The 23,693-nt window shown below is 58.2% G+C and carries 16 protein-coding genes; 6 read left to right on the plus strand and 10 right to left on the minus strand.

The features are described 5' to 3' along the window. Positions 1 to 23: 23 nt before the first annotated feature. Together FND52_RS00070 and FND52_RS00075 are read right to left on the minus strand one after the other, a co-directional pair. A complete protein-coding gene (locus FND52_RS00070; protein WP_144128937.1) occupies positions 24 to 1,928 on the minus strand; it encodes a methyl-accepting chemotaxis protein in 1,905 nt (634 codons plus the stop codon). 265 nt (positions 1,929 to 2,193) lie between these two features. Further along, positions 2,194 to 3,315, minus strand: a complete 1,122-nt coding sequence (locus FND52_RS00075; RefSeq protein WP_144128938.1) for a YbdK family carboxylate-amine ligase — start codon at positions 3,313 to 3,315, stop codon at positions 2,194 to 2,196. 210 nt (positions 3,316 to 3,525) lie between these two features. On the opposite strand from FND52_RS00075, the gene FND52_RS21995 reads away from it, so the two are divergent. From FND52_RS21995 to FND52_RS00090, 3 genes are read left to right on the plus strand one after another with little or no spacing between them, the layout of a single operon-like run. Next, positions 3,526 to 5,595 (plus strand): McrB family protein, encoded by a 2,070-nt coding sequence (locus FND52_RS21995; protein WP_425277901.1) that lies wholly within the window; start codon positions 3,526 to 3,528, stop codon positions 5,593 to 5,595. Position 5,596: 1 nt separating this feature from the next. Beyond that, positions 5,597 to 6,892: an McrC family protein gene (locus FND52_RS00085; protein ID WP_144128940.1), complete on the plus strand. Its 1,296-nt coding sequence runs from the start codon at positions 5,597 to 5,599 to the stop codon at positions 6,890 to 6,892. Then, entirely contained in the window at positions 6,879 to 7,586 is a 708-nt protein-coding gene (locus FND52_RS00090; RefSeq protein WP_144128941.1) for a GNAT family N-acetyltransferase, read from the plus strand. The genes FND52_RS00085 and FND52_RS00090 overlap by 14 nt, the downstream gene beginning before the upstream one ends. A 43-nt stretch (positions 7,587 to 7,629) precedes the next feature. Here FND52_RS00090 and FND52_RS00095 read toward each other — a convergent pair whose 3' ends face one another. The 5 genes from FND52_RS00095 to FND52_RS00115 form a co-directional block, all read right to left on the minus strand. Next, positions 7,630 to 8,742, minus strand: coding sequence for a M20 family metallopeptidase (locus tag FND52_RS00095; RefSeq protein ID WP_125294622.1), 1,113 nt, complete (start codon positions 8,740 to 8,742; stop codon positions 7,630 to 7,632). A gap of 10 nt (positions 8,743 to 8,752) precedes the next feature. Then, positions 8,753 to 9,220, minus strand: a complete 468-nt coding sequence (locus tag FND52_RS00100; protein ID WP_125294621.1) for a YjiG family protein — start codon at positions 9,218 to 9,220, stop codon at positions 8,753 to 8,755. Beyond that, positions 9,217 to 9,939, minus strand: coding sequence for a nucleoside recognition domain-containing protein (locus FND52_RS00105; RefSeq protein ID WP_125294620.1), 723 nt, complete (start codon positions 9,937 to 9,939; stop codon positions 9,217 to 9,219). The genes FND52_RS00100 and FND52_RS00105 overlap by 4 nt, the downstream gene beginning before the upstream one ends. A 198-nt stretch (positions 9,940 to 10,137) precedes the next feature. Beyond that, on the minus strand, positions 10,138 to 10,803 hold the full coding sequence (locus tag FND52_RS00110; protein ID WP_144128942.1) for a 4'-phosphopantetheinyl transferase family protein: 666 nt from the start codon (positions 10,801 to 10,803) through the stop codon (positions 10,138 to 10,140). A gap of 104 nt (positions 10,804 to 10,907) precedes the next feature. Continuing rightward, a complete protein-coding gene (locus FND52_RS00115) occupies positions 10,908 to 13,160 on the minus strand; it encodes a TonB-dependent siderophore receptor (RefSeq protein ID WP_144128943.1) in 2,253 nt (750 codons plus the stop codon). A 240-nt stretch (positions 13,161 to 13,400) separates the two neighbouring features. On the opposite strand from FND52_RS00115, the gene fes reads away from it, so the two are divergent. The 3 genes from fes to FND52_RS00130 are packed head-to-tail and all read left to right on the plus strand — an operon-like array spanning position 13,401 to position 18,749. Beyond that, positions 13,401 to 14,630 carry an enterochelin esterase gene (gene fes, locus FND52_RS00120; RefSeq protein WP_144128944.1) on the plus strand — a complete coding sequence of 410 codons (1,230 nt, stop codon included), beginning with the start codon at positions 13,401 to 13,403 and terminating at the stop codon, positions 14,628 to 14,630. A 16-nt stretch (positions 14,631 to 14,646) separates the two neighbouring features. Further along, entirely contained in the window at positions 14,647 to 14,862 is a 216-nt protein-coding gene (locus FND52_RS00125; RefSeq protein WP_144128945.1) for an MbtH family protein, read from the plus strand. Continuing rightward, on the plus strand, positions 14,859 to 18,749 hold the full coding sequence (locus FND52_RS00130) for an enterobactin synthase subunit F (protein WP_144128946.1): 3,891 nt from the start codon (positions 14,859 to 14,861) through the stop codon (positions 18,747 to 18,749). The genes FND52_RS00125 and FND52_RS00130 overlap by 4 nt, the downstream gene beginning before the upstream one ends. 39 nt (positions 18,750 to 18,788) lie before the next feature. Here FND52_RS00130 and ygjK read toward each other — a convergent pair whose 3' ends face one another. Genes ygjK through FND52_RS00145 form a run of 3 tightly spaced genes read right to left on the minus strand, consistent with a single transcriptional unit; the run spans position 18,789 to position 23,686 of the window. Beyond that, the gene (gene ygjK / locus FND52_RS00135) at positions 18,789 to 21,140 is read right to left on the minus strand and encodes an alpha-glucosidase (protein WP_144128947.1); all 2,352 of its coding nucleotides are present in this window, start codon (positions 21,138 to 21,140) and stop codon (positions 18,789 to 18,791) included. Positions 21,141 to 21,156: 16 nt separating this feature from the next. Beyond that, on the minus strand, positions 21,157 to 22,215 hold the full coding sequence (gene ygjJ, locus FND52_RS00140; RefSeq protein ID WP_125294613.1) for a protein YgjJ: 1,059 nt from the start codon (positions 22,213 to 22,215) through the stop codon (positions 21,157 to 21,159). Positions 22,216 to 22,252: 37 nt separating this feature from the next. Beyond that, positions 22,253 to 23,686: an amino acid permease gene (locus FND52_RS00145; protein WP_125294612.1), complete on the minus strand. Its 1,434-nt coding sequence runs from the start codon at positions 23,684 to 23,686 to the stop codon at positions 22,253 to 22,255. Positions 23,687 to 23,693 lie beyond the last annotated feature (7 nt).

Below are 23,693 nucleotides of genomic sequence, written 5' to 3' on the forward strand. Positions count from 1 at the left end.
CGCCCCGCGCGGGGCGACGTGGTTCACGCCACAAAGCGGTCGACTAACTCCGTCATGGCGGCGCTTTGCTGATCCAGACTCAGGCTTTCGCTGGCGGCCTGGGAGACCAGCGCGGCGTTTTGCTGGGTTACCTGTTCCAGCTGGCTGAGCGCCAGATGCACTTGCGCGACGCCCAGCGACTGTTCCCCGGCGGCGCGGGCGATATCGCTGATGTAATCACGCATCCGGTCGCTCTGCTCGGCGGCCTGCTGCAACGCTTTGCCGGACGCCGTCACCCGATCCACCCCTTCGCCAATCTTCGCCATATTCTCATTCACCAGCTCGCGGATTTGCTGGGCCTGCGTGGCGCAGCGCTGCGACAGGTTGCGCACTTCCGTCGCCACCACCGCAAAACCGCGCCCGGCTTCCCCGGCGCGCGCTGCTTCCACCGCCGCATTCAGCGCCAGCAGGTTAGTCTGGAATGAGATATCGTCAATCGACTTGATGATGCTGGAAATCTGCTCGCTGGAGGCGCGGATCGCTTCCATGCTCTGGCTGGCCTGCGCCGCCACGGTATTGGCCTGGCTGACCTCCTGCTGCATGGCAAGGGTCAGTTTTTCGGCTTCGCGGGCGCTGTCCGCCGTCAGATTGATGGTAGTGGAAATCTGCTCCATGCTGGCGGCGGTTTCCACCAGCGAGGCCGCCTGTTCATCGGTGCGCTGGGCCAGGTTCTGGTTGCCGTCGGCGATGTTAGCGCTGGCGTGGCGCAGCACCGTGGCCCCGGATTTAATCTCGCTGACGATATGCTGAATATTTTCAATCGCGTGGTTATAGGCGCGATTGAGCGACGACAGCTCATCGCTGCCGGGCACCGTCAGGCGACGGGTTAAATCGCCCTCCATTTCGGCAATCTCCCGCAGCGTCGATCGCAACTGGCGGTGAATGCTGCGCGCGACAGTCGCGGCAATACTTAGCGCCACGATCAGCGCCAGCAGGCTGACAGCCAGGAAACGCAGCCAGGCGGTGTGCGCCTCATCCGCCAGCCGCGCGGCAGTGGTCAGCAGGTTGCTGGCAGAAGCGTCTTCCTGGGTTTTTAAAATCTCGATACGTTGGGTCTGAATAGCGAACCAGCTGGTGGCCTGCACGCCAAACCCGCCCACGTCGGCTTTGGCGATAGCCGCATCACGCAGGGCCAGCGCGTCGGCGGCCTTCGGCTGCGCCAGTGCGGCATCCAGCGCCCTGGCCTGGTCCGGGGTGAGAAAACGCCGCGCCGCATTCAGCCACGCCTCCTGTTTGCCCACCACATTGCTCAGGCGTTGAAACTGGCCCGGAGCAAACTGGTCGGCGGAAAAAATATTCGACAACAGCGCGCGTTCAATTCCGGCCTGCTCTTTGGCATTCAGCAGACTGAAATAACCCGCCAGCTGATTCACTATTTCGCCGGAAGGGGAGAGGTGGCTGATATCGGAAACAATATTTAATAAGGTGGTGACGCTCTCGGTGTAATTCGCCAGCGCGCGATTGGTTTCAATAGCGACATCGCTGACCTGCTGACGCAGAGCGGTAAATTGCTGGCGAGTTTGTTCGAAACGTGCCAGCGCATCGGCGATGTGCCCGGAAAGACGCGTTTTGTCGAGGCTGGCAAACGCGTTATCAAAACGCGTCAGCGCCTGGTCGGTTAACTGGCGCTGGGCCGCCAGTTCATCGCGAAATCCCTGGCCTTTTGCCCCCAGATAGCCAGCGCTCATGCCGCGCTCTTTTTGCAATTCGTGGACCACTTCTCCGGCTTTAATGGCAAGCTGGGTCAGGGTTGCCATATTTTCCATCTGCCTCTGCGCGGCAACGCGTTCGGCAATCCCGGAACCTCCCAGCCACAATAGCGCCAGCAATAATGGCAACAGCGCGATGAATAATTTCATTTTCATCGAAATACGGTATATCCATAACATGGAAGTTTCCCTCTTATAATGGCAGGTTGATTTAAGGCTTATCGGAGGGAGGATTTATTTACTTTAGCGCTAATGGCCCAGCTATTAGAAATTCCATTCGATGGAATATTTTGAATAACTCTTTGGAGTTAATTTAACGATCCAGATTAATAAAGCTTTCGTTATTTCCCGGTCGGTGAATAATCGTTTGCAGCGCTAATTAATCAACTTAGAAATAACTTTTGCTTATGCCTGGAAAGGGTATTCCAGGCATAAGACAACATCATTACAGCGGGGCTGCCCAGATTTCCGTCATTCGTTTGACCATTTCCGACAGTACGCCGCCATTGGCAATAAACTCGCGCATCAGCGCCGCGTCGCTGTGGCTGGTGCGCACGATTTGCTCGATATCCAGCAGCGCGCTTTCGCCGTTCAACCGCTGGGCGTAAGGCATCAGTATTGGGATATGGCGCAGAATGTCGTCGGCAATCAGAGAATGCTCACCGGTACAGACGTCGGTTAAGGTGCCCTTCAGACCGTAGCGGCATGCCTGGAAGCGGTTAAAGCGATACAGCAGATAGTCGTCGCGCTGCGGCTTGAACGGGCGCTCCTCCAGCAGCCAGTTAGCCAACGCCTGAAGGAAGCCGGCAACATTGATCGCGCGCGTCATGGTCAGCGGCGTATCCATCACCCGCACCTCCACGGTGCCGAAGCCGGGGCTGGGGCGGATATCCCAGTGCAAATCCTTAATCGACTCAATGATCCGGCTGCGTTCCAGATGGTGATACATGGTCTCGAACTGCTGCCAGTTTTCAACAAACGGCGCGGGGCCGTTATCCGGGAAGGCGGAAAAGATGTTCAGCCGCGATGAGGCAAACTGGGTGTCGGTGCCCTGGATCCACGGCGACGCGGCGCACAGGGCGATCACGTGCGGCACGAAGCGCGATAAACCGTGCAGCAGATAAATCGCGTCATCGCCGTTGCGACAGCCAATATGCACATGCTGACCAAACACCGTGGCCTGCTGCATCAGGTATCCGAAGCTTTCCAGCGTGCGGGTGTAGCGCTCGCTCTTGCAGATCTCCTGGCGCTGCCATTTCTGATACGGGTGCGTCCCGCCGCCGCAAATTGCCAGATGGTGGCGGCCCGCAACGGCCAGGATCACCTGCTGTAGCGCGGAAAACTGGCTGCTGGCCTGGTGAATGTCTTTGCACACCCCCGTGGCGATCTCCAGCATGCTTTCGGTGATGTCGTGTTTAACTTCCCCCGCGCTAATCTGGCCCGCAATTTCATCAATCAACGTAGAGGAGTCCTGACTCAAATCCCAGCCCGGCGGCGTGACGATTTGCAGTTCAAGCTCAATCCCCAGGGTATAGGGGTCGGAAGCGGTAAAAGGCGTAAGAGGCATAGTGGCTCACTTTTATAGGCGTTAACCTTAAAAAGTATAGTCAGAGGGGGAAATGTTACAGATGAAAGACAAGTCTGAAAAACGCGTAACGGGCCTTCCCTGAAGCTTTGGCGGAGAATGCGCAACTTTGTGCTTGGTGCTGGGTTTTCGGCGTCGGGGTTAAGGAGTATAACTTCCGTTGCCGTAACCCATTCAGCGCCGGAGCCAATCATGGAAGGTGAAGTACTACAGCTAATACAAAAAGGTCAAATTGATTTACGCAAACTGTTTCAACGGTTAATCGATGAAAACGGTATTGCGGACAGCCAATGGGCCGAGAATTATTTTCAACTAACAAAGGCCATGACCGAGCGAACGCCTCTCGATGAACAGTACATTCAAACGCTCTGGTATTCGCAGGAAAATGGCGTATCCAGCATGCGTCTGGGCCGTTTGTCATGGGATGAATTCACGCAGCTGACGCCAGAGCTACTGACATTGACAGAAGCGATCCGTGAAAACCCCAGCATTGAGCAGTATGAGCGTATACATCAACATTTCAGGAAATGGAAAACAGAGCATCGGGTAAGGGTAATGCATAAGGCAACCATTAATCGGGTATTTGCCGCCATGGATCCGCAACGCTGTTCGACCATTATCAATCAGGATCTGTTTAATCGTGTCGCGCATTTCCTGAATAGTCATTTTTCATTGGGCCTTAAACTCAGCGGCAACTGGCTGGCCAATAACCATGAACTAAAAGCTGTGTTTAACCAACGCCTGCCGGAAATGAACCCGTTACTGGTCAATATGGCGTTGTGGTACTTATATTTGCTGATCGTGGAAAACGATAATCTGAAGGCCGGACAAGTCGATATTGTCGTCAAAACGGAAACTACCCGCACGCCGAATGATACCGCCATTATTAAAATCGACCCGCCGCGCAATCAAATCTATTACGGCCCGCCAGGCACCGGAAAAACGTTTTTCCTTCAACAAGAAATGAAAAAATATACCTCTGAAAGCGTGGTGTCCGATGCGACGTGGATAGATAACCAGCTTAACGAGCTGACATGGATGGGCGTTATTGCGCTGGTGCTTATCGATCTGTCTTATAAAGCTACTGTGCAAGAGATCGTTGATCATAGCTGGTATCAGCGTAAATCGTTATTGAACGGCCGCGGCGACAACAGCGGGTTAAAAAACAACGCATGGTATTACTTACAAAAATACTCTATTGCGGAATCGAAGACGCTAAATATTAAAGACCGCTTTGAACCGGGCATCTTTGATAAGCTGGATAAAATGCAGGGTAAAAGAGTTGAATGGATTCTGGTTCACTCGCAACTGGCTGAAATAGAAGATATTGTTAAGCTCTACAATAAAATTAAATCAGATACCCAGCAATCTGAACCGGTTCGTCGTTACGCTACCGCTACCTTCCATCAATCTTATGGCTACGAAGAGTTTATCGAAGGGATCTGCGTCGAAACCGACGAAGATAAAAAAACCAATTACTTTAATAAACCAGGCGTATTTAAGGCATTGTGCAATCTGGCCAGGCTCGATCCGCAGCATCGTTACGCCATGTTTATTGATGAAATTAACCGCGGCAATATTTCAAAAATATTTGGAGAACTGATCTCGTTAATCGAAGTGGATAAGCGCGCCGGAATGGAGAATGAACTCTCAGTGCAACTAAGCTATAGCCGTAAACCGTTTAGCGTCCCGGCGAACGTTGACATCATCGGGGCTATGAATACCGCCGACCGTTCGCTGGCGTTGATGGATACCGCACTGCGCCGCCGTTTTGATTTTATTGAGATGATGCCGAATATCGGTTTACTGAGCGGCGTAAAAATAAAGGGCATCGATTTAGAACCTTTACTGGAAAAACTCAATTTGCGTATCGAAGCGCTTTACGACCGCGATCACACCCTGGGACATGCGTTTCTTATGCCGGTTAAAGCGGTTGCTGACGATCGGGAACTGGCTTTTAGTGAATTACAGGTCGTGTTCCAGAAAAAAATAGTCCCTTTGCTGCAAGAGTATTTCTTTGATGACTGGGGAAAGATCCGTCTGGTACTGGCGGATAACCAAAAGCCGCAGCATCTGCAATTTATTGATGAGATAGAAACCGATCATGCCGCGCTGTTTGGCGAAGAATATGCCGACACACTGCATCACTCTGCCATCAAACGTTATCAATTAAAGAATACTGACGACGAGGTCTGGCGTAATCCGCTGGCGTGGCGCGGCATATACCAGACGGTCAATGACGAACAAGATAACGAGGCGTGATATGACCCGCGTCATTACCGTCTTTGAATATGACAGACTTAGCGCGGAACCCGTGGCAGGCGCTGTCGCTATTGGCGCTGCCGCGTTTAGTTATCTTGAATCCTGCTGTCTGTCCGACAGCCATCATCAGGGATGTATTTCGCTGATATCCCGACGGGGCGTGAAGTTACTTTATATGCAGAATTACGCGGGGGTTTTACATACTCCGCATGGTGTGCAAATCGAAATTTTACCGAAGATTGGTAAAGCTATGGCGCAGGCTACAGCGCGGCAGGCACTTTTTACCATGCTGAGCTTTTTGCCGGGGTTTCGTCATCTTGTTCTGGAGCAGGCGCGGGTCCAGGCAGAAAAAATGCCGATGCTGGAAATTTTCGTCTGCCAGTTCCTCGATAGTCTCAGCCAGTTGATACGTAAAGGATTACGATCGGAATACCGCACCGAACAGCAAAATCTTAATTTTCTGAAAGGACGATGGCTGATGAACAGGCATCTGCGCCATAACCTTATTCAGAAACAGCGTTTTTTTGTTGAGTATGAGGAGTTTTCACCGGATAACGCCGCCAACCGTTTGCTGCACAGCGCCCTTGATAAAATTAGCGGCTTTGCGCTTTCTCAACCAACCCGACGCTGGGCGCAGGAATTACGTTTTGTCTTTGCCGAAATTCCTCCCAGCAGGAATATTGCCCGGGACTTTGCTTCCCTGCGCGCCGACCGCAATATGAAACATTATCAAACGCCCCTGGACTGGGCGCGATTAATTCTTGATGACGCCAGCCCCTTATCGATGCATGGCGACGCCCAGGCGTTTTCGTTGTTATTTCCTATGGAAGCGGTGTTTGAGCAATACGTCGCGCAACGGCTGGGTGCGGAAATTGGTAAGCCCTTTCAGTTACAGGCTCAGGTGTATAGTGAGACACTGGTCAACTATAACGGTAACGAACGCTTTACCCTCAAACCGGATCTGATCGTCAAGCACATTAGCAGTAATGAAATAAGCCTCGTCATGGACACTAAATGGAAGATGATCTTTCCGGCTCGCAATGGCAATGTCGGGCTGGACCAGGACGATTTTTATCAGCTTTTTGCCTATGGGCATAAGTATTTAGGCGGCAACGGCGAGATGTTTCTGATCTATCCCTTCCACGATCAATTTACTGAACCTATGCCTTATCACTTTGCCTTTTCCGATACCTTGAAGCTGTGGGTCGTACCGTTTGAAATTCACCACGAGAAACGGTCCTGCCTGCGCTGGCCGGAGAAGGCTTCCTCAACCGGAGAAATCTATGCCCGAAATTAACGCTTATGGTCAGCCGGTCGGCGATGTGGTTCCCGGCTGGCATGGCGCGCAGCCGTTGCCCCGCACGCCGCTTCAGGGGCGGGTCTGCCGTCTGGAGCCGCTGAACGCCGAACGACATTGCGACGATCTGTTTCTTGCCTACCAGCAGGCGGCGGACGATCGCGACTGGACGTGGCTCGGCGCGTCGCGGCCCGATACCCGTCAGGCGACGTGGCACTGGGTGCAGGGCAAAGTCGCGGATAACAGCCTGATCCCCTGGGCGGTCATTGACCAGGCCAGCGGGCGGGCGGTGGGCGTGGTGTGCTTTATGCGCATCGACCCGGTCAACGGAGTAGTGGAAATCGGCCACGTCACCTGGTCGCCGAAGATGAAACGCACCCTGATGAGCACCGAGGCGCAGTGGCTGCTGTTAACGGCGGCTTTTGGCGCAGGCTATCGCCGGGTGGAGTGGAAATGCGACTCGCTGAACGCTGCGTCTCGTGCGGCGGCAGAGCGTCTGGGATTCAGCTGGGAAGGACGCTTTCGTCAGGCGATGGTCAGGAATGGCCGCAACCGGGATACCGACTGGTTATCGATGCTGGACAGCGAATGGCCGCGCATCAACGCCGCGCTAACGCGCTGGCTGGCGGTGGATAACTATGATGCGAACGGCGGGCAGATACAGCGCTTAGGGGATTTACTGGCGGCGGAATAACCGCGCAAGCCCCGCAGCCGGGAAACGGCTGCGGGGAAAGTCATTACAACATACTGACAACGCGACGCAGCAGGCGGATGCGCGGCTCCACCGAGGCGATCTCCAGATATTCGGCAGGGCTGTGGAAGCCCGCGCCAATCGGGCCAAAACCATCCAGCGTCGGAATACCCAGCGCGGAGGTGTAGTTGGCATCGCTGCCGCCGCCGACTGCTTTCCAGCTAATCGCCACGCCTTCCTCTTCACCGGCGCGTTCGACGATTTTCATCAGCGCTTCGGTTTGCGCGTTGATCGCCATCGCCGGTTTATGGTTCAGGCGGGTAATGGTGGTGGTCACGCCTTCCATAAAGCCTGTTTCACACAGGTCGAGCAGCGCGCGGTTAACCCGCTCATCTTCGCTGTTCTCCCAGAAGCGCAGATCGACTTCCGCTTTCGCCCAGGAGGCGACGATGTTCGACGCGTCGCCGCCACTGACCACGCCGACGTTGAGCGTGGTGCCGCGTTCCGGGTCCGCCAGCGCGTTAATCGCCAGGATACTGTGCGCCAGTGCCGTCACCGCCGAACGGCCTTTTTCCGGATCGTTGCCCGCGTGGGCCGCGACGCCGGTAAAGGTCAGTTCATAACCCGCCAGACCTTTACGCGCATTGACCAGCGAACCGTCCGCCCGCGCCGCTTCGCACACCAGCACGTGGCGCGAGCGCTCCGCCAGTTCCCCCAGCCACTGGTGAGAATGCACCGAGCCGGTCTCTTCATCCGGGTTCATGGCAACGGCAATCGACAGACGTTGCAGGTCGCTTTTCTCCATTCCGCGCATCGCCCAAAGAATATTCAGCAGACCGCTCTTCATATCTGACGAGCCCGGGCCGTAAATGCGCGTCTCGTCCTGGCTCATCGGGCGCTGCGCCACAGTTCCGGCAGGGAACACGGTATCCAGGTGGCCGATCAGCAGCACATCAAAATGGGTGGCGTGAGGCTTGTTGGTCACCAGTACGCCCGGCCCGACTGCGCTGCCGAGATCGACTTTCTCGCACTGCCAGCCCTCTTTTGCCCACATCGACGCCAGAATATCCGCTACCTGCGCTACGCCCTCAATCGTCCCGGTGCCGCAGTCGACGTTAACCAGCTGACGCAGCTCGTCAGTCCATAATTTCAAATCCATTTGTCTCTCCTTAAATAATCACGCGCATAAGCAGCATGGCGATAAATGCATTGACCACAGAGATTGCGATCATCAGCGGAATACGTTTGGCGCGGGTGCCAATCACGCCGAGAATGCGCCCGAGATATTGCACCTGCGAGCCCATTAAATAAATAGCCGGGGCGAGGATCGCCAGATGCTCGCCGGTAATAATGCCTTTTTCAAACAGGCCGATGGCGACGCCGATCCCGCCGCCCATCGACATCCAGCCGCCAATCAGCACCGCGGCGGCCTCGCCCGGCAGGCCGAACAGCCCCATCAGCGGCGCGAACACCATGCCCAGCCCTTTTAGCGCGCCGGTGATTTCCAGCGCCTTGATGATGATAAAAGCCATGACGACGTTAGGCAGCGTACTGGACGTGGCGATGCCCCAGCCCTTGCGCGCGCCTTCAACAAACACATCGGTGATAACCGGTTTGGCATTTCCCTGCGCACTCATGATGCTTCTCCCTGGGTGTCCAGACGCTGTTGAGCTTTGTTATCGCTGAATTTGAGGATCAGACGCAGAATATTCGCGCCAACGATTTTCATAATAAACATCACCGCCACGCACGCGCCGATGGAGGCGGGGACCGCCGTGGTGCCGTCAGCGGCCACCAGGGTAAACAGCACCGCGCCAGAGGAGAAGAAGTTAGTGATCATCGCGCCCGCAGAGAACTGGAACATGGCGAAAATGTCCTTTTCGCTCTCGGTGATTTGCCCTTCATCGGCCAGGTTGCGGGTTAACGACGCGCCAACATCCGTGCTTTGCAGGCTGCCAATCATCGCCAGCCCGGCGGTGCCGGGGATGCCCAGCAGCGGGCGCAGCAGCGGAGTGAGTAGCCGTCTTGCAGCCCGCAGCGCGCCGTAGTGCTCCAGCACATTAATCATGCCCAGCGCGAACATCACGGCGGGGATCAGTCCCAGCGCGAACAGAAAGCCGTCCATCGCGCCATGGCCGCCGGTGCCGCGAAACGCGCTGGTGGCGGTGACCAGCTCATCGCCGTTCAGGCTGACTTTGCTGACCACTTTACCGAATGCGCCGTTCAGGGTGGTGAAATCAAACACCCCGTACCACTCTTTCCCTCCCAATAATCCTGAAAAGAACACCGCCGCGAACGCCAGCGCGATATACGCGCCGATGCCCGGACGGTTGTCCTGCGTATCGAACTTATCCATTTCATTTTCCTTGTGAATACACGCGAACGCCTAGCCGCCGTATCATTACCGTCTGGTCATCAGGAAAAATTGACGATAATCATGTTTGTTGTGTGGTTATTGGGGTGAGTGTCGGTTCTGTGAGGCTGCGCATTTCGGATAACACATTCGAATATCTGGTTTTTTCACTTGAAAGTGACGTTTTACGCCGGGGTGGCGCTACAGGTCGGCGAGGGTGACGATGCCGTCGCCAAACGGCAACCAGCCGAGGGTAAAGCGCGACCCCATCTGAAATGGGCCCAGTGAGCAGGTAAGTTCCAGCGTCACCGTGTCAGAAGTCAGCGCTACCGCCTGCGCGCACTCAAATCCAAACCAGTTTTGCACCGCGGGGAACAGCGCTTTGAACAGGCTCTCTTTAGCTGAAAAAATCTGGCTGAGCGCCAGATGAAAGGGAACGGACGCCGCCTGAATCCGCGCCCGCTCATCGCCAGACAGCACGCCGTCGGCCAGTTTTTGTGCATCGTTAGCGGTGAGCAGCGGCTGGTAATCAATCCCCAGGCTGGAAAAGCGCTCGCCGGTGGGTTTCACCGCCGCCAGCGCCAGATTGCCTGCATGGGTAATGCTGCCGGTAAAGCCTGCCGGCCACAGCGGCTCGCGGTGCGCGCCAATCCCCGGCGGCGTCGCGGGGCCGCCCGCATGGCGCAACGCGTGGACCGCCGCGATGCGCCCGGCGAGATGCTCCGCTTTGCGCGACATTACCGCCCGGGCCAGCATTGGGTGATGCGGTAGCCACAGCAGATCCTGCGCGGCAAAACTGTCCGGCGCAAAGCGCAGGCAAAACAGCGTGCGCTGATTTAACGCTAGCGTGGTGAGTTCGGTATTCATCGGGTTCCGGCGCGGTGAAAGGACAAATAACTGTTACATAACCGGGGCCTGGCCGCCAATAAAAAAGGGGAACCGCAGTTCCCCTTGTCAATCAGGCTATTACATCAGAAGTGGGTATTCACACTCACGAAGTAAGTCCGGCCCGGTTCGTTATAGGTTTCCGCACCCGCGCCATACATCCAGGAGTTGGTGTTGGCGTTGCCGGTGGTCTGGGCATTGCCCGCGCGCCACTGGCGTTTGTCGAATACGTTGTCGATACCAGCGGTGAAGCTGACGTTTTTCGTGGCGTCCCAGGTGCCGCTCAGGCCGACGATGCTGTAAGGGCTCACTTCCTTCGTTTCAGGATAGCCAACGCGCTGGCCCTTGTAGTTGTACATCTTCGGCTTCTGACGGCCATACCAGGTCAGGGTACTCTGCAGGGAGATATCCTGGCGAACCTGCCAGCTCAGCGTGGAGTTCAACGTAAACTCCGGGATGATCGACAGACGATCGCCGGTGGTTTTGTTCTTACTCTCCAGCATCCAGGTCATGTTGTTGCTCCACTGAACGGTGTCGGTCACCGGCACGTTCAGCGTCCCTTCCAGCCCTTCAACCACGGCTTTCGGCACGTTTTCCCACTGGTAGATATCGGTGGTGGTGCGGCCGTTGCTGGTGCGGCCAATCGGCGCATAGCCTGCTTCAATCTTGTCGCGGTAGTCGTTGCGGAACCAGGTCACGCCCGCCAGCCAGCCTTCATGCTTGTACTCCAGGCCAATCTCTTTGTTGATGCTGGTTTCGGCATCCAGATTGTTGTTGCCCATCATGTAGCAGCCGCCTGCGCTGGCGTAGCAGCCCTGACCGCGGCTGTACAGGATGTAGTTCGGGTTGGTCTGGTACAGGCTCGGCGCTTTATAGGCGCGGGCGATGCCCATCTTCAGGGTGATGTCGTCGGTCAGGCCCTGGGACAGGTTCAGTGCCGGGCTCCAGTTGTCGCCCACGATAGAGTGATGATCGAAACGCAGCCCCGGCGTCAGGATGGTGCTGTCGGTCAGCTCCATGTTGTTTTCGGCGAACAGCGAGAAAATTTCCGCGCTGGAGTACGGGTTGCGGTTGGTGCTGTCGACGCCCGGGATCGGGCCGCCTTCAATCAGCGACTGTACGTTGGACGAGCGGTCCTTCATGCGCTGCTGGGTCCATTCGGTGCCCAGGGTCAGCGTCTGGTTCACCAGCACGTCGAGCGGCAGGTTAACTTCGCTGTGCAACGTCACATCGCTTAAATCGATATCAGATTTCAGCGCATCAGAGAAAATCCCTTCGGTGCCGCCCGCCAGACCTTCATTGGTGCGCGAGTTACGGGTTTTCTCGTACTGCGCCCAGGTGCTCGATGTCACGCCGTTGTCCCAGCCGCCGTTCCAGGTGAGGGAGTAGTCCTGGCGATACAGACGGTTAGTCTCTTTACCGTAGTTGCTCTTCACCAGCGCGTTGCTGTTGGTGTTCTGGGTATCGCCCGCGTACAGGTTGCCCTGGCGGCCATAGCCCGCTTCAAATTCCAGCGACTGCATCGGGGCGAATTCCCAGCGCAGTTGTCCGTTGACGTCTTTGTTTTCAACGCCTTCACGTCCGGCGGGCAGGGTGTTGGCATAGGTGCCGGTACGCTCGGATTGATGGCCTTTGTTGATGTCCCACGCGTCGGCCTGGGTTTTATCCAGATTGCCGTACAGGCGGAAGCTAACGCTATCGCCCAGCGGGCCGGTCAGGCTGAAGTTGGTGCGTTTGGTGGAGCCTTCCTGCTTATGCTGCGGCGCGTTCAGGTAGGTATCCCAGGTGCCGTGCCACTCATTGGCGCTGCGTTTAGTGATGATGTTCACCACGCCGCCCGCTGCGCCGTCGCCGTAACGCGCCGCCGCCGGGCCGCGCAGCACTTCGATGCGTTCGATCATTTCCGGCGGCACCCAGCCGGTATCGCCACGGGTGTCGCGCTCGCCGCGCCAGCCCAGACGTACCGAGTTACGGCTGCTGACCGGTTTGCCGTCAATCAGGATCAGGGTGTTTTCCGGGCCCATACCGCGAATATCAATCTGACGATTGTTGCCGCGCTGGCCGCTGGTGGAGTTGCCGGTCAGGTTGACGCCCGGCATAGTGCGGATAATTTCCGACACATCGCGCGCCGGCGGGTTTTTACGGATCTCTTCTGCGGTAATGGTCGATACGCCCGGTGCCTGCAAATTTTGCTCGGCGGCGGTAACGACCATGGTGTCTTCGTGTGCTTGTGCGCCATCTTCTGAGGTCGTGGTTTCGGCAGCCAGAACCGGCATAGCCGCGCCGTAAATCCCCAGATTGATTAACATGGCGAGGGAGTAGTGAATTTTCTTATTCATTTTTTTGCCTGCTTTTCTCTGCTGCGTCTCGCTTTTTCCGTGCCAGGGGCGGATAGCAGCATGATGTCGTCTAACAAATTTTTGGCGCACCAAAGGTGACTGCCAGGTAAACGCCAGTGAGTGAACAAAAACAACGGGATAATGCGCGCCAATACGCTATTGCAAATACGAATAATTATCAATAATATTATCAAACATTTCTTACGGTAATTTTTTAATGCCATATAATTCATAAGGTTGATGGTTGAGATGTTGCTCGAAACAGGAAGTGAGGCGTGGTGGCAAGCACGCCAGCGGCAGGGCATTCCCTGCATTGAGCCGTTGGAAAAGGGCAAATGTCGGGTAACATTCTGGTGGCGCGATCCGGCTGGCGATGAGCGGCATTCCGCCGTACAGCGGGTGTGGCTGAATATTACCGGCGTCACGGACCATCATCAGCGGGCGCGTCCGGTGACGCTCGCGCGCCATCCCGGCACCGATGCCTGGCATTATCAACTCGAACTCACCGATAGCTGGCGCGGCAGTTACTGCCTTATCCCGTCAACCGCGACGGACGATTTCCCGCCGGAAGCCTTCACTGACGATCTTCCTTCCCCGATGGCGCTGCGCGCGGGCTGGCGTAAGCTGTTCCCGCAGGCGCAGGTCGACCCGTTTAATCCACGCCAGTGGCGCGGCGGACGCGGCCACCCGGTGTGCGCACTGGAGATGCCGCGCGCGCCGCAGCAGCCCGGCTGGGACGCGCCGGATACGCCGCATCAGCCGCCGCTGTGCATCGACTGGCAGAGCGAAAAACTCGCCAACACCCGCAAGGTCTGGGTGTTTACCACCGGGGAAGAGAACGGCGGCAATCGTCCGCTGGCGTTGCTGCTCGATGGCCAGTTCTGGGCGCAAAGCATGCCGGTCTGGCCCGCGCTGCAATCCCTGACCGATCGGGGCCTGTTACCCCCGGCGGTGTATGTGCTGATTGACGCCATCGACACCGCCCATCGCGGCGCAGAGCTGCCCTGTAACCCTGCGTTCTGGCAGGCGGTGCAGGACGAGCTGCTGCCGCAGATCCAACATCTCGCCCCGTGGCGCGACGACCCGTCTACCACCGTGGTGGCGGGCCAGAGCTTTGGTGGCCTCTCTTCCCTGTACGCGGGCCTTAACTGGCCGGAGCGCTTCGGCTGCGTGCTGAGCCAGTCGGGCTCGTACTGGTGGCCGGGGCGCGAAACCCAGCAGGGCTGGCTGATTTCGCAGCTTGAACAGGGCGCGCTGGGCCAGGCGTCGCTGCGGATTTTCCTTGAAGCGGGCAAGCGCGAGCCGGTGATCCACCAGGCCAACCTCCGGCTCTGTTCCCTGCTGCAACGCACCCAACAGCAGCTGTTCTGGCGCGAAGTCGACGGCGGCCACGATGCGCTGTGCTGGCGCGGCGGCCTAACGGAAGGGCTGATTACCCTGTGGGGCGACAAAGTGCTTACGGCGCGCTGAATTTCAGGAGTTTGCTATGGAATACACCCATCCCTTCGACGATCCGCAGGGGCATTTTTATCTGTTAAAGAATCAGCTCGGTCAGCTCAGCCTGTGGCCGGAAGCCTGCGCGTTGCCTGCCGGTTGGGCCATCGTTGTGCCGCCGCGCCCGCATGCGGAATGCGTCGCCTGGCTGGAACAGCGCGGCGGCGATTTGCATCCCGCCGCGTATGCCAGAGGGGGAGCAGCATGAAAATCCCTTCCGTGACCTTACCGCTGATTGCCGCCCAGCCGGGGATTTGGGTGGCTGACGCCCTGAGCCAGCAGCCCGCAGCCTGGAGCGTGGCGCACTACATTGAACTCAATGGCGACCTGGACGCGCCGCTGCTGGCGCAAGCCATCGTCGCCGGGATGGGCGAGGCCGATACCCTGCGGATGCGCTTTGCCGAAATCGACGGCGAACCGCGCCAGTGGGTCGATGAGTCGATAACATTCCCGCAGCCCGAATGCGTTGACTTACGCCATCACGCCGATCCGCCACAGGCCGCGCTGGCGCTGATGCATCAGGATTTACAGCAGGATCTGCGCCGCTCGGCGGGAAAAGCGCCCTGGCATCACCAGCTGTTGCGCCTGAGCGACACCCGCTGGTTCTGGTATCAGCGCTATCACCATTTGCTGCTGGATGGCTTTAGCTTTACCGCCATTACCCGCCGGATCGCCGATATTTACCGCGCCTGGCGCGAAGGCCAGACGCCGGATGCCTCGCCGTTTACCCCGTTTTACGAGGTGGTAGAGGAGTATCAGCAGTACCAGGCTTCCGCGGCCTGCGAAAAAGACCGCGCTTTCTGGGCGGAGCAGCTTGCCAGCTTGCCGGAACCCGCCACGCTGTCAGACGAGCCGCTCACCACCCGCGAGCCGTCCGCGCAGCTGATTCGCCGCAGCGTGCAGTTCGACAACAGCCAGATTCAGGCGCTGCTGGCGCACGCCCCCGGCATCAATCCTGCCGACATGGCTTTTGCGCTGGTTTCCCTGTGGATTGGCCGCCTGAGCGGGCGCAACGACTTCGCCGCCGGGGTGATTTTTATGCGCCGGATGGGGTCGGCGGCGTTGTGCGCGACCGGCCCGGTGCTGAACGTGCTGCCGCTGGCGGTGCGCATCCCAACAACAGGAACCCTGCCGGAACTGGCCGCCAGCCTGGCGCGCCAGATGAAGAGCGCGCGTCGCCATCAGCGCTATGACGCCGAGCAGATCCTGCGCGACGCCGGACGCGTCACCCAACTGACGCCGCTGTACGGCACGGTGTTCAACTTCAAAATGTTCGACTACCGGCTGGACGTCGGCGGCATCAACGGCATTACCCACCAGCTGGCGTCCGGCCCGGTTAACGACATCGAGCTGGCGCTATATCAGGACGAGCAGGGCGCGCTGGGACTGGAAGTGTTGGCCAATGCGCAACGCTATGATGACGCGATCCTGGAGCAGCATATCGCCCGTCTGCCGCTGCTGCTGAGCCAGTTCGCGGCAAACCCGCAGCTGGCCTGCTGCGAAGCCGGGGTGGTGCTCCCCCATGAAGCGCAGCTGATTGAACGCATCAACGACACTGGCATGATGCTGCCCGCCGATACCCTTTCGGCGGCGATTGCCCGCCAGGCGCTGAAAACCCCCGATGCGCCTGCCTTAGCGGACGACAACTACCAGTTCAACTATCGCGAAATGCGCCAGCAGGTACAGGCGCTGGCCATAGAATTACGGGCGCAGGGCGTCCAGCCCGGCGATGTGGTGGCGGTGGCGCTGCCCCGTTCGGTGTTGTTATCGCTGGCCTTACAGGCGATTGTCGAGATCGGCGCAGCCTGGCTGCCGCTGGATACCGGCTACCCCGACGACCGTTTGCAGATGATGCTCGAGGACGCCAGGCCGCGCCGGGTGATCACCAGCGCGGCGCTGGAAGCGCGTTTTGCCGGGCTCACCCCCCAGCCGCTGATGATTTACGACGCGCCGCTGGCGGCCTCCGACGCGCCCGCGCTGGATCTCTCGCGCCCGGAGCACACCGCCTACGTGATTTTCACCTCCGGCTCGACGGGGCGTCCAAAGGGCGTGATGGTCGGCCAGGCCGCTATCGTTAACCGCCTGTGGTGGATGCAAAACCACTATCCGATGGCAGCGGGCGATGTGGTATTGCAGAAAACCCCGTGCAGTTTTGATGTCTCGGTGTGGGAATTTTTCTGGCCGTTTATGGTGGGCGCGCAGCTGGTGATGGCTCCGCCAGAGGCGCACCGCGATCCGCAGGCATTGCAGGCGCTGTTTGCCCGCTGGAACGTCACGACCACCCATTTTGTGCCGTCGATGCTGGCGGCGTTCGTCGGCGCGCTAACCACGCCGCAGGCCATCGCCTGCTGCCGCTCTCTGCGCCAGGTGTTCTGTAGCGGTGAGGCACTGCCGACCGAGCTGTGCCGCCAGTGGGAAACCCTGACCGGCGTGGCGCTGCACAATCTGTACGGCCCTACCGAGGCCGCCGTGGACGTGAGCTGGTATCCGGCTTACGGCGCGGCGCTGGCGGCGGTAAAGGGCAACAGCGTGCCGATTGGCTACCCGGTGTGGAATACCGGCTTACGGGTGCTGGACGGGGCGATGCGCCCGGTGCCGCCCGGCGTGGCGGGGGATTTATACCTGACCGGCGTGCAGCTGGCGCAGGGCTATCTGGGCCGCGCCGATCTCACCGCCAGCCGCTTTATCGCTGACCCGTTCGCCCCTGGCGAGCGGATGTACCGCACCGGCGACGTGGCGCGCTATCTGGCTGACGGGGCAGTTGAATACCTTGGACGCAGCGATTTTCAGCTTAAACTGCGCGGCCAGCGCATTGAGTTAGGGGATATCGACAGCGCGCTGATGTCGCTGGCGGATATCGCCCAGGCGGTCACCCACGCCTGCGTATTGAACCAGGCGGCAGCCAGTGAAGGCGACGCCCGCCAGCTGGTGGGCTATGTGGTGTCGGCAAGCGGTTTGCCGCTGGATATCGACGCCCTGCGCCGCCAGTTGGAAACGTTGCTGCCCGCCCATATGGTGCCGGTGATGGTGATCCAGCTGGCGGAAATGCCGCTGAGCGCCAACGGCAAGCTGGACCGCAAAGCGCTGCCGCTGCCGGAGCTGGCCCGCGCCGCAACGGGCCGCGCGCCGCAGTCCGAACTTGAACAGACCATCGCCGGAGCGTTCGCCCGGCTGCTGAATTGCGAGGTTGGTCACGTCAGCGCTGATTTCTTCGCCCTGGGCGGGCATTCGCTGCTGGCGATGCGTCTGGCGGCGGATCTGCGCGAGACGCTGGGCATTGAGGTTACGGTCGGCCAGGTGATGGAAGCCTCGACGGTGGAAAAACTGGCGGCGCGCCTGAGCGCCCCGGACGGTGCTGCGCAAGAGGCGGGTTTCGGCGCGCTGTTGCCGCTACGTGAGGGTAGCGGGCCGCGCCTGTTTTGCTTCCATCCTGCATCCGGCTTCGCCTGGCAATTCAGCGTGCTGCAACGCTACTTAGGCCCGCAATGGGCGATTACCGGCATTCAGTCACCGCGCCCGGATGGCCCGATGGCGAGCGCGCGGGATTTCGATCATCTGTGCGAAATGCAGTTTGCCGAACTACGCCGCGCCCAGCCCAGCGGGCCTTACTATCTGCTGGGATACTCGCTGGGGGGCACCCTGGCGCAAAACCTGGCGGCGCGTCTCGAAGCGGCGGGGGAGCAGGTGGCCTGGCTGGGCTTGCTCGACACCTGGCCGCCGGAAACCCAAAACTGGGCGCAGAAGGGCGAGCAGCCTGACCCGGAAGTGCTGGCGGAAATTGAACGCGAGCGTGAAGCTTTTATCGCCGCCCAGCGCGGGCAGGGCAGCGAGCGGTTGTTTTCCACCATCGAAGGGAACTACGCAGACGCCATCCGCCTGCTGACTTCGGCGCACACCCTGCCGTACCGTGGGCCGACCACGCTGTTTGTGGCCGAAAAAACCGTACCCAACGGCATGAGCGCGATCGACGGCTGGTCAAACTGGCTTACCCAGATGACGGTGCATTCGCTGGATTGTGCGCATGTGGAGGTGGTATCGCCGAAGGTGTTTGAGGTGATAGGCCCGGCGATTGCGCGGGCGTTAAATCACAACTAAGACGTGAACCCTCTCCCCGCAAGAGGAGAGGGCTGCGCATTACTGCTTGCGGAAAAACTCGTTATACAACATATACAGATGAGCAGCGCTCCAGGAAAAATTGGGCGCGCCCTGCTGTGCGCCGGTCAACGGGTTATAGTTCTCCTGAATCGGCCCGTCAGATGTCAGCCCCTTCGCGTGCTTAAAGAACGCGTCCGCCAGTTTCAGCGCCTCTTCGCGATGGCCGTAGCGCTCCATGCCCTTCAGGCCGAACCAGAATTGATCGACCCACACCCGGCCTCGCCAGTAGATATCCGCGCCAAACGCCGGGTTGGTTAACGCGGCGGTACCCAGTGGTACAAAGGTATTGAACTCGTTTTTATCCAGCATCACTGACACCACCGCATCGGCGTGCTGCTGCGTCGCCGCACCGTTAAACAGTGGCGACCAGCCTTCCGGCCCTTTGCCGCGCTCGACTATCGGCTTTCCGGCGCAGCCGTTAGCCAGCGGTTGTTCTTCGATACGGATGTCGTAATAGAATTTGGTTTGCGGATCGAACATGCAGGTGTTGATGTATTCCGCCAGTTTGTTCGCCAGCGCCTGGTAATGGCGGGCGTCGTCGGGCTTGCCGAGGATCGTCGCCATCTCCGCCAGGTAGTGGTTATCGCTGTACATATAGCTGGCCTGATCCACCGACTCCTGGAGCAGCGAATAACCCAGCAGGTTGCCGGCCTTATCGCGGTTTTCAGCGAATTTCACCGTCCAGTCGCTGCGCTTACCGCCGTTTGCCACGTATTTATCCAGCTGTTCTTTGTCGATAAAACCAAACGCAGCCGCATCATCGCGCCCCGATTCCCAGGATGCCGCCACCTGCGCCGGGATCTCCAGGCTGTCGTAATCGCCTTTCCCGGTGACCGCTTCATAGGTTTGCAGCCCGGAGAGCGTCTCTTCATGGCCCGATTTTTTCAGGGTAAACAGCATCTCGCCGCCAGGGGTGTTGTGCGCCTTATCTCGGGTCGCGCCGTATTCCGGTACCCCGTTGGCGTTGTGATCCCGGTTGCGTAGCCACCAGTCGTGATAGGCCACCAGTTTCGGGTACATCTCTTCCAGCCAGGCTTTATCGTGAGTGGCGCGGTACACCTCCATCACCGACCAGGCGGCCAGGCTCGGTTTGGTGTTGCGCTCGTTCCAGTTGCTGCCGTCGCCGCCGCGTTCCGGGCTGAGGTTCCAGGCGATCAGATCCGGCACAAATCCGGCATCCTGCGGGCGTACCTTGTCATCCGCCTGGATCTGCCAGGAAAACACCGCGCGGATATTCTCTTTGGCGATCTCCGGGTTGAAGTGCGCCATCGCGTAAGCCTGTTTCCAGGTATCCCACGGCCAGGTCTGGTTGCCGGAGAACCAGCGCCCGGTGACTGACGGCGTCACGGTATTGTGCTGCACCGCGCCGCCCGGCGCGCGCCAGTTGCCGTTGAGGGTTTCAATGGCTTTTACCGCCACGCGGGTCTGCTCCGGCGTGGCGTCGGGATTGGTCAGCCCTTTTTGCAGATAGCCGTTCCAGCGCTGCTGCGAGGCCGCCATATAATGCGCCGGACGCGCCAGGATATCGCGGATAACGGCTTTTTCAGCCTGAACCTGATCGCGGGTCAGCAGATGCGAATAGGTGGTGTACAGCGTGGTGGAGCCGCTAATCCGCGCGGTGCTGGTAAAGCGGTGTCCGTCGATTTTGGTCTCTGCTGGCAGGGATTTATGGACCTGATACTGCGACTCTCCGGACGTCATGAGCGCCGAATCGTCACGCACTTTGCCGAAGCTCACCGTCAGGCCGTCGTGGGTGGCGCTGAGGCGGCGTTGATAGTCCGGGTAAGCGGCATCGATGGTTTTATCCGACAGCGGCTTGCCTTCTTTGGCTTCCAGCTTTTCCAGCAGTTCGCCATCCCACACCAGCGTAAGCGGCGTATTGCTGGTGATTTTGGTTTCCAGCAGCGAAGTATGGGCGCTGGCGAAGCGCAGGGTCATCTCGACCCTGACGCCAGGGGCGGTGAGCGTCTGCACCAGTGCGCCGGGCAGGCTGTAGGCCTGCATCGTGAAGTCCACTTTTTTGCCATTCTGGTACACCGTCAGGCGATCGAAGTTGGTCGCCATAAAGTTGATGTACTCTTCAGTGAGCAGCGCCGGGCCAGGGAAGCCGCCCTGAGTCGCCGGGCCATCGGGCAGCAGGTGCCCGTGCCACGCGCCGAGATCGAAAAACGGGTTAAAGCGCTGGTGGTCATCGTAGTCGTAATCGTGCATGTACTGCGGCGCGCCGGTACGGTTGATGACGTTTTTAAAATCATCGGCGGTCACCGCGTGGGCAGAGAAACTCAGCAGCAGCGCGCAGGCCAGCGGGGCGAGGGGCGTCTTGATGGTCATAATAAAGCTGTCCTTATTACCAGTAGAAATATTGCATCAGGAACACCTGGTCGGCAGGGTCGCCAGAGGCGTTTTTCATATAGAAACGGCTATCGGCAGCCGTGGCGAAGCGCCCGCCGCCGTACTCGTACCAGATGCCGAACTGCATAAAGGAGGTGGTTTCTTCGGCGGCATTATCCGGGCGGTGTCTGGCGTAGCTGTAAGCGGTAGAGAGGTAAACGCCCTTTAGCGCTTCGACCATGGCGCTGGCCATAAAGCCGGTTTCCGTGCCGGGGACGTGCTGGCCGTTGGCGCGTCCGGTGTGATGCCACGCGCGGGCCGCCAGGTTGGGCGACAGAATGCCGGTCAGAAACAGCTGGCCGGTGCCGTCGGTGACTTCCAGGCCGTTCATCCAGGTAACGTCTTTGGCGATGTCGTACTGGATATAGCCGTTCACCATCGCCGGGTAGGTATATTTATCGTCATAGCGATCGTACTTGCCGAAGTGCAGCCAGGCTTTGCCTTCGTCATGATGCCCGGCGGGCGTGGCGGTCACGCTGTAGCGGAATTTCCCCGCCAGGTTTTGCACCTTCAGGGCGTACATGATGTCGCGAGTGTTGGGGATCACGTAGCCCAGATCCGGAGTAAAGTCGCCCCACCATTGCAGATCGTCCAGTGACGAGTCCTGGCGCAGGCTGAGCATAATTTCAGTGCTGTCATCAGTTTTATAGCCGCCGTAAAGACGGTTAAGCCCGCCTTCAAAACCACCCCAGCTGTGATCGGGCACCCAGGCGTTGCCCTGATGATCAGCCTGCACCGTCCAGCCCTCGCCGTAAATAAGCCCGAACCAGTGGCCGTTTTTTATTTCCAGCCCGCCCTCGATATAGGTCCCGTCGCTATATTTATGCTTGTATTCATTTTCCAGATCCATATATCCGCCAATGCCCATTTCGCCATAAAAGCGGTATGACGCAGCGGCAATTTCCGGGGTTTGGGTATCATCATGTTCCGCCGGTTTTGCCGTTTCCGCAGCAAGCGCAGGGCAGCAAAAAGACAGGGCAACGAGTGCCCCGTATAAGTGGTGCATATTTTTCATCGGTGTGTCCGTTTATTATTTTTTGGAAAACAATCCGTTATTGAACGTTTGAGGCGGGCGCGGCCTCGATATTCTTCTCTTCCTGCGTCAGTCCCTTAATATATTTGCTGTACTTCCACCAGGCAAAGCCGAGGAAAATAACAATACCGCCGACGTTATAGAAAATAATGGTCAGAATATTGCCGCCGGTAGGGAAGGTGGAGGCAACAAAACCGATAGCGAAAATAACGATCAGCATCGAGACCACCGTTATTCCGGTAGTGCGCGAGCCCATTTTAAAATCGCGCGGCAGATGGTCGAGCTTACGGCGCAAATTCAGGTAGGCCAGCATAATAAACAGCGGCGGCAGCATCGAGGCGGCGGCGGTCATATTAATAATGGTGTTCATCAATTCCTGAACGGTGTTGGAGCCCAGCATCGGGATAATCATTAACGGGATCACGATTAAGAACTGGATCCAGGCGGCACGCGCCGGTACGCCGTTCTGGTTAAGCTCGACGGTCTTTTTACCGAAAATACCCGCCGGGATCTCCGAGAAGAAAATTTTCACCGGGGTGGCGGTCCACATCAGCAGCGAGCCGAACATCGCGGTAAAGGACACCAGGCCGACAAAGCGGTTCATCATGATTTCCGGCAGGCCAAAATACGCCGCCAGACCGTGGAATACTTGCACCGAGCCGCCGGTAAATTTCAGCTCTTTGCTGCTGATAAATACGTTAATCAGCACCGAGGAGATCGAATACAGCACGCCAATCACAATCCCGGCCAGGATGATGACCTTAACAAAGGACTTCGAGCCGCCCTTGACGTCGTTTACGTATACCGCGACCGACTCCGCGCCGCCTGCCGCCATAAAGATCCACGTCGTAATGCCGAGGAACGCCCAGTTGAAGTTGGGGATCATCGCGTCAACGGTAATCGGATCCGCCGGCTGGACGCCGCCCACCAGCGCCGCGCCGGCCAGCAAAATATAGGAGAGGGTCAGCAGCAGCATCAGCGACGACGTGACCGAGGTGATCGGCCCGAGCATTTTCGCCCCGTTGGTAGAAACCCAGGTAGAGAAGGCAAACAGCACCATGCTCAGCACCGTGGTGGTGATCGGCGTAAACATGTACTCATAGCCCAGAAAGGCATAGGAGGCGTAGGCGATAACGCGCGGTAGCAGCGAGGTAAAAAAGAACAGGTTCACAAACCAGTAGGTGTAGGCGGTGATAAACGCCCAACGACCGCCCAGCGAGCTTTTTACCCACGCATACACGCCCGCTTCTGAGTTTTTATTCAGCGATACAAATTCGGCAATGATCAGACAGAACGGGATAAAGTAAAACAGCGTCGCCAGGAAGAACATCGGGGCTGACGCCAGGCCCAGTTCGATGTTGTTGTTAATGACGTTATTGAAGCTGAACACGGCGGCAAAGGTCAGCGAGAGCAGGCCGAACTTGCCGATGGTATTGCGTTTAGTATCAGACATGACACAT

It is taken from the genome of Atlantibacter subterraneus, from assembly GCF_007570865.1.
Taxonomy (GTDB): Bacteria; Pseudomonadota; Gammaproteobacteria; order Enterobacterales; family Enterobacteriaceae; genus Atlantibacter; species Atlantibacter subterraneus.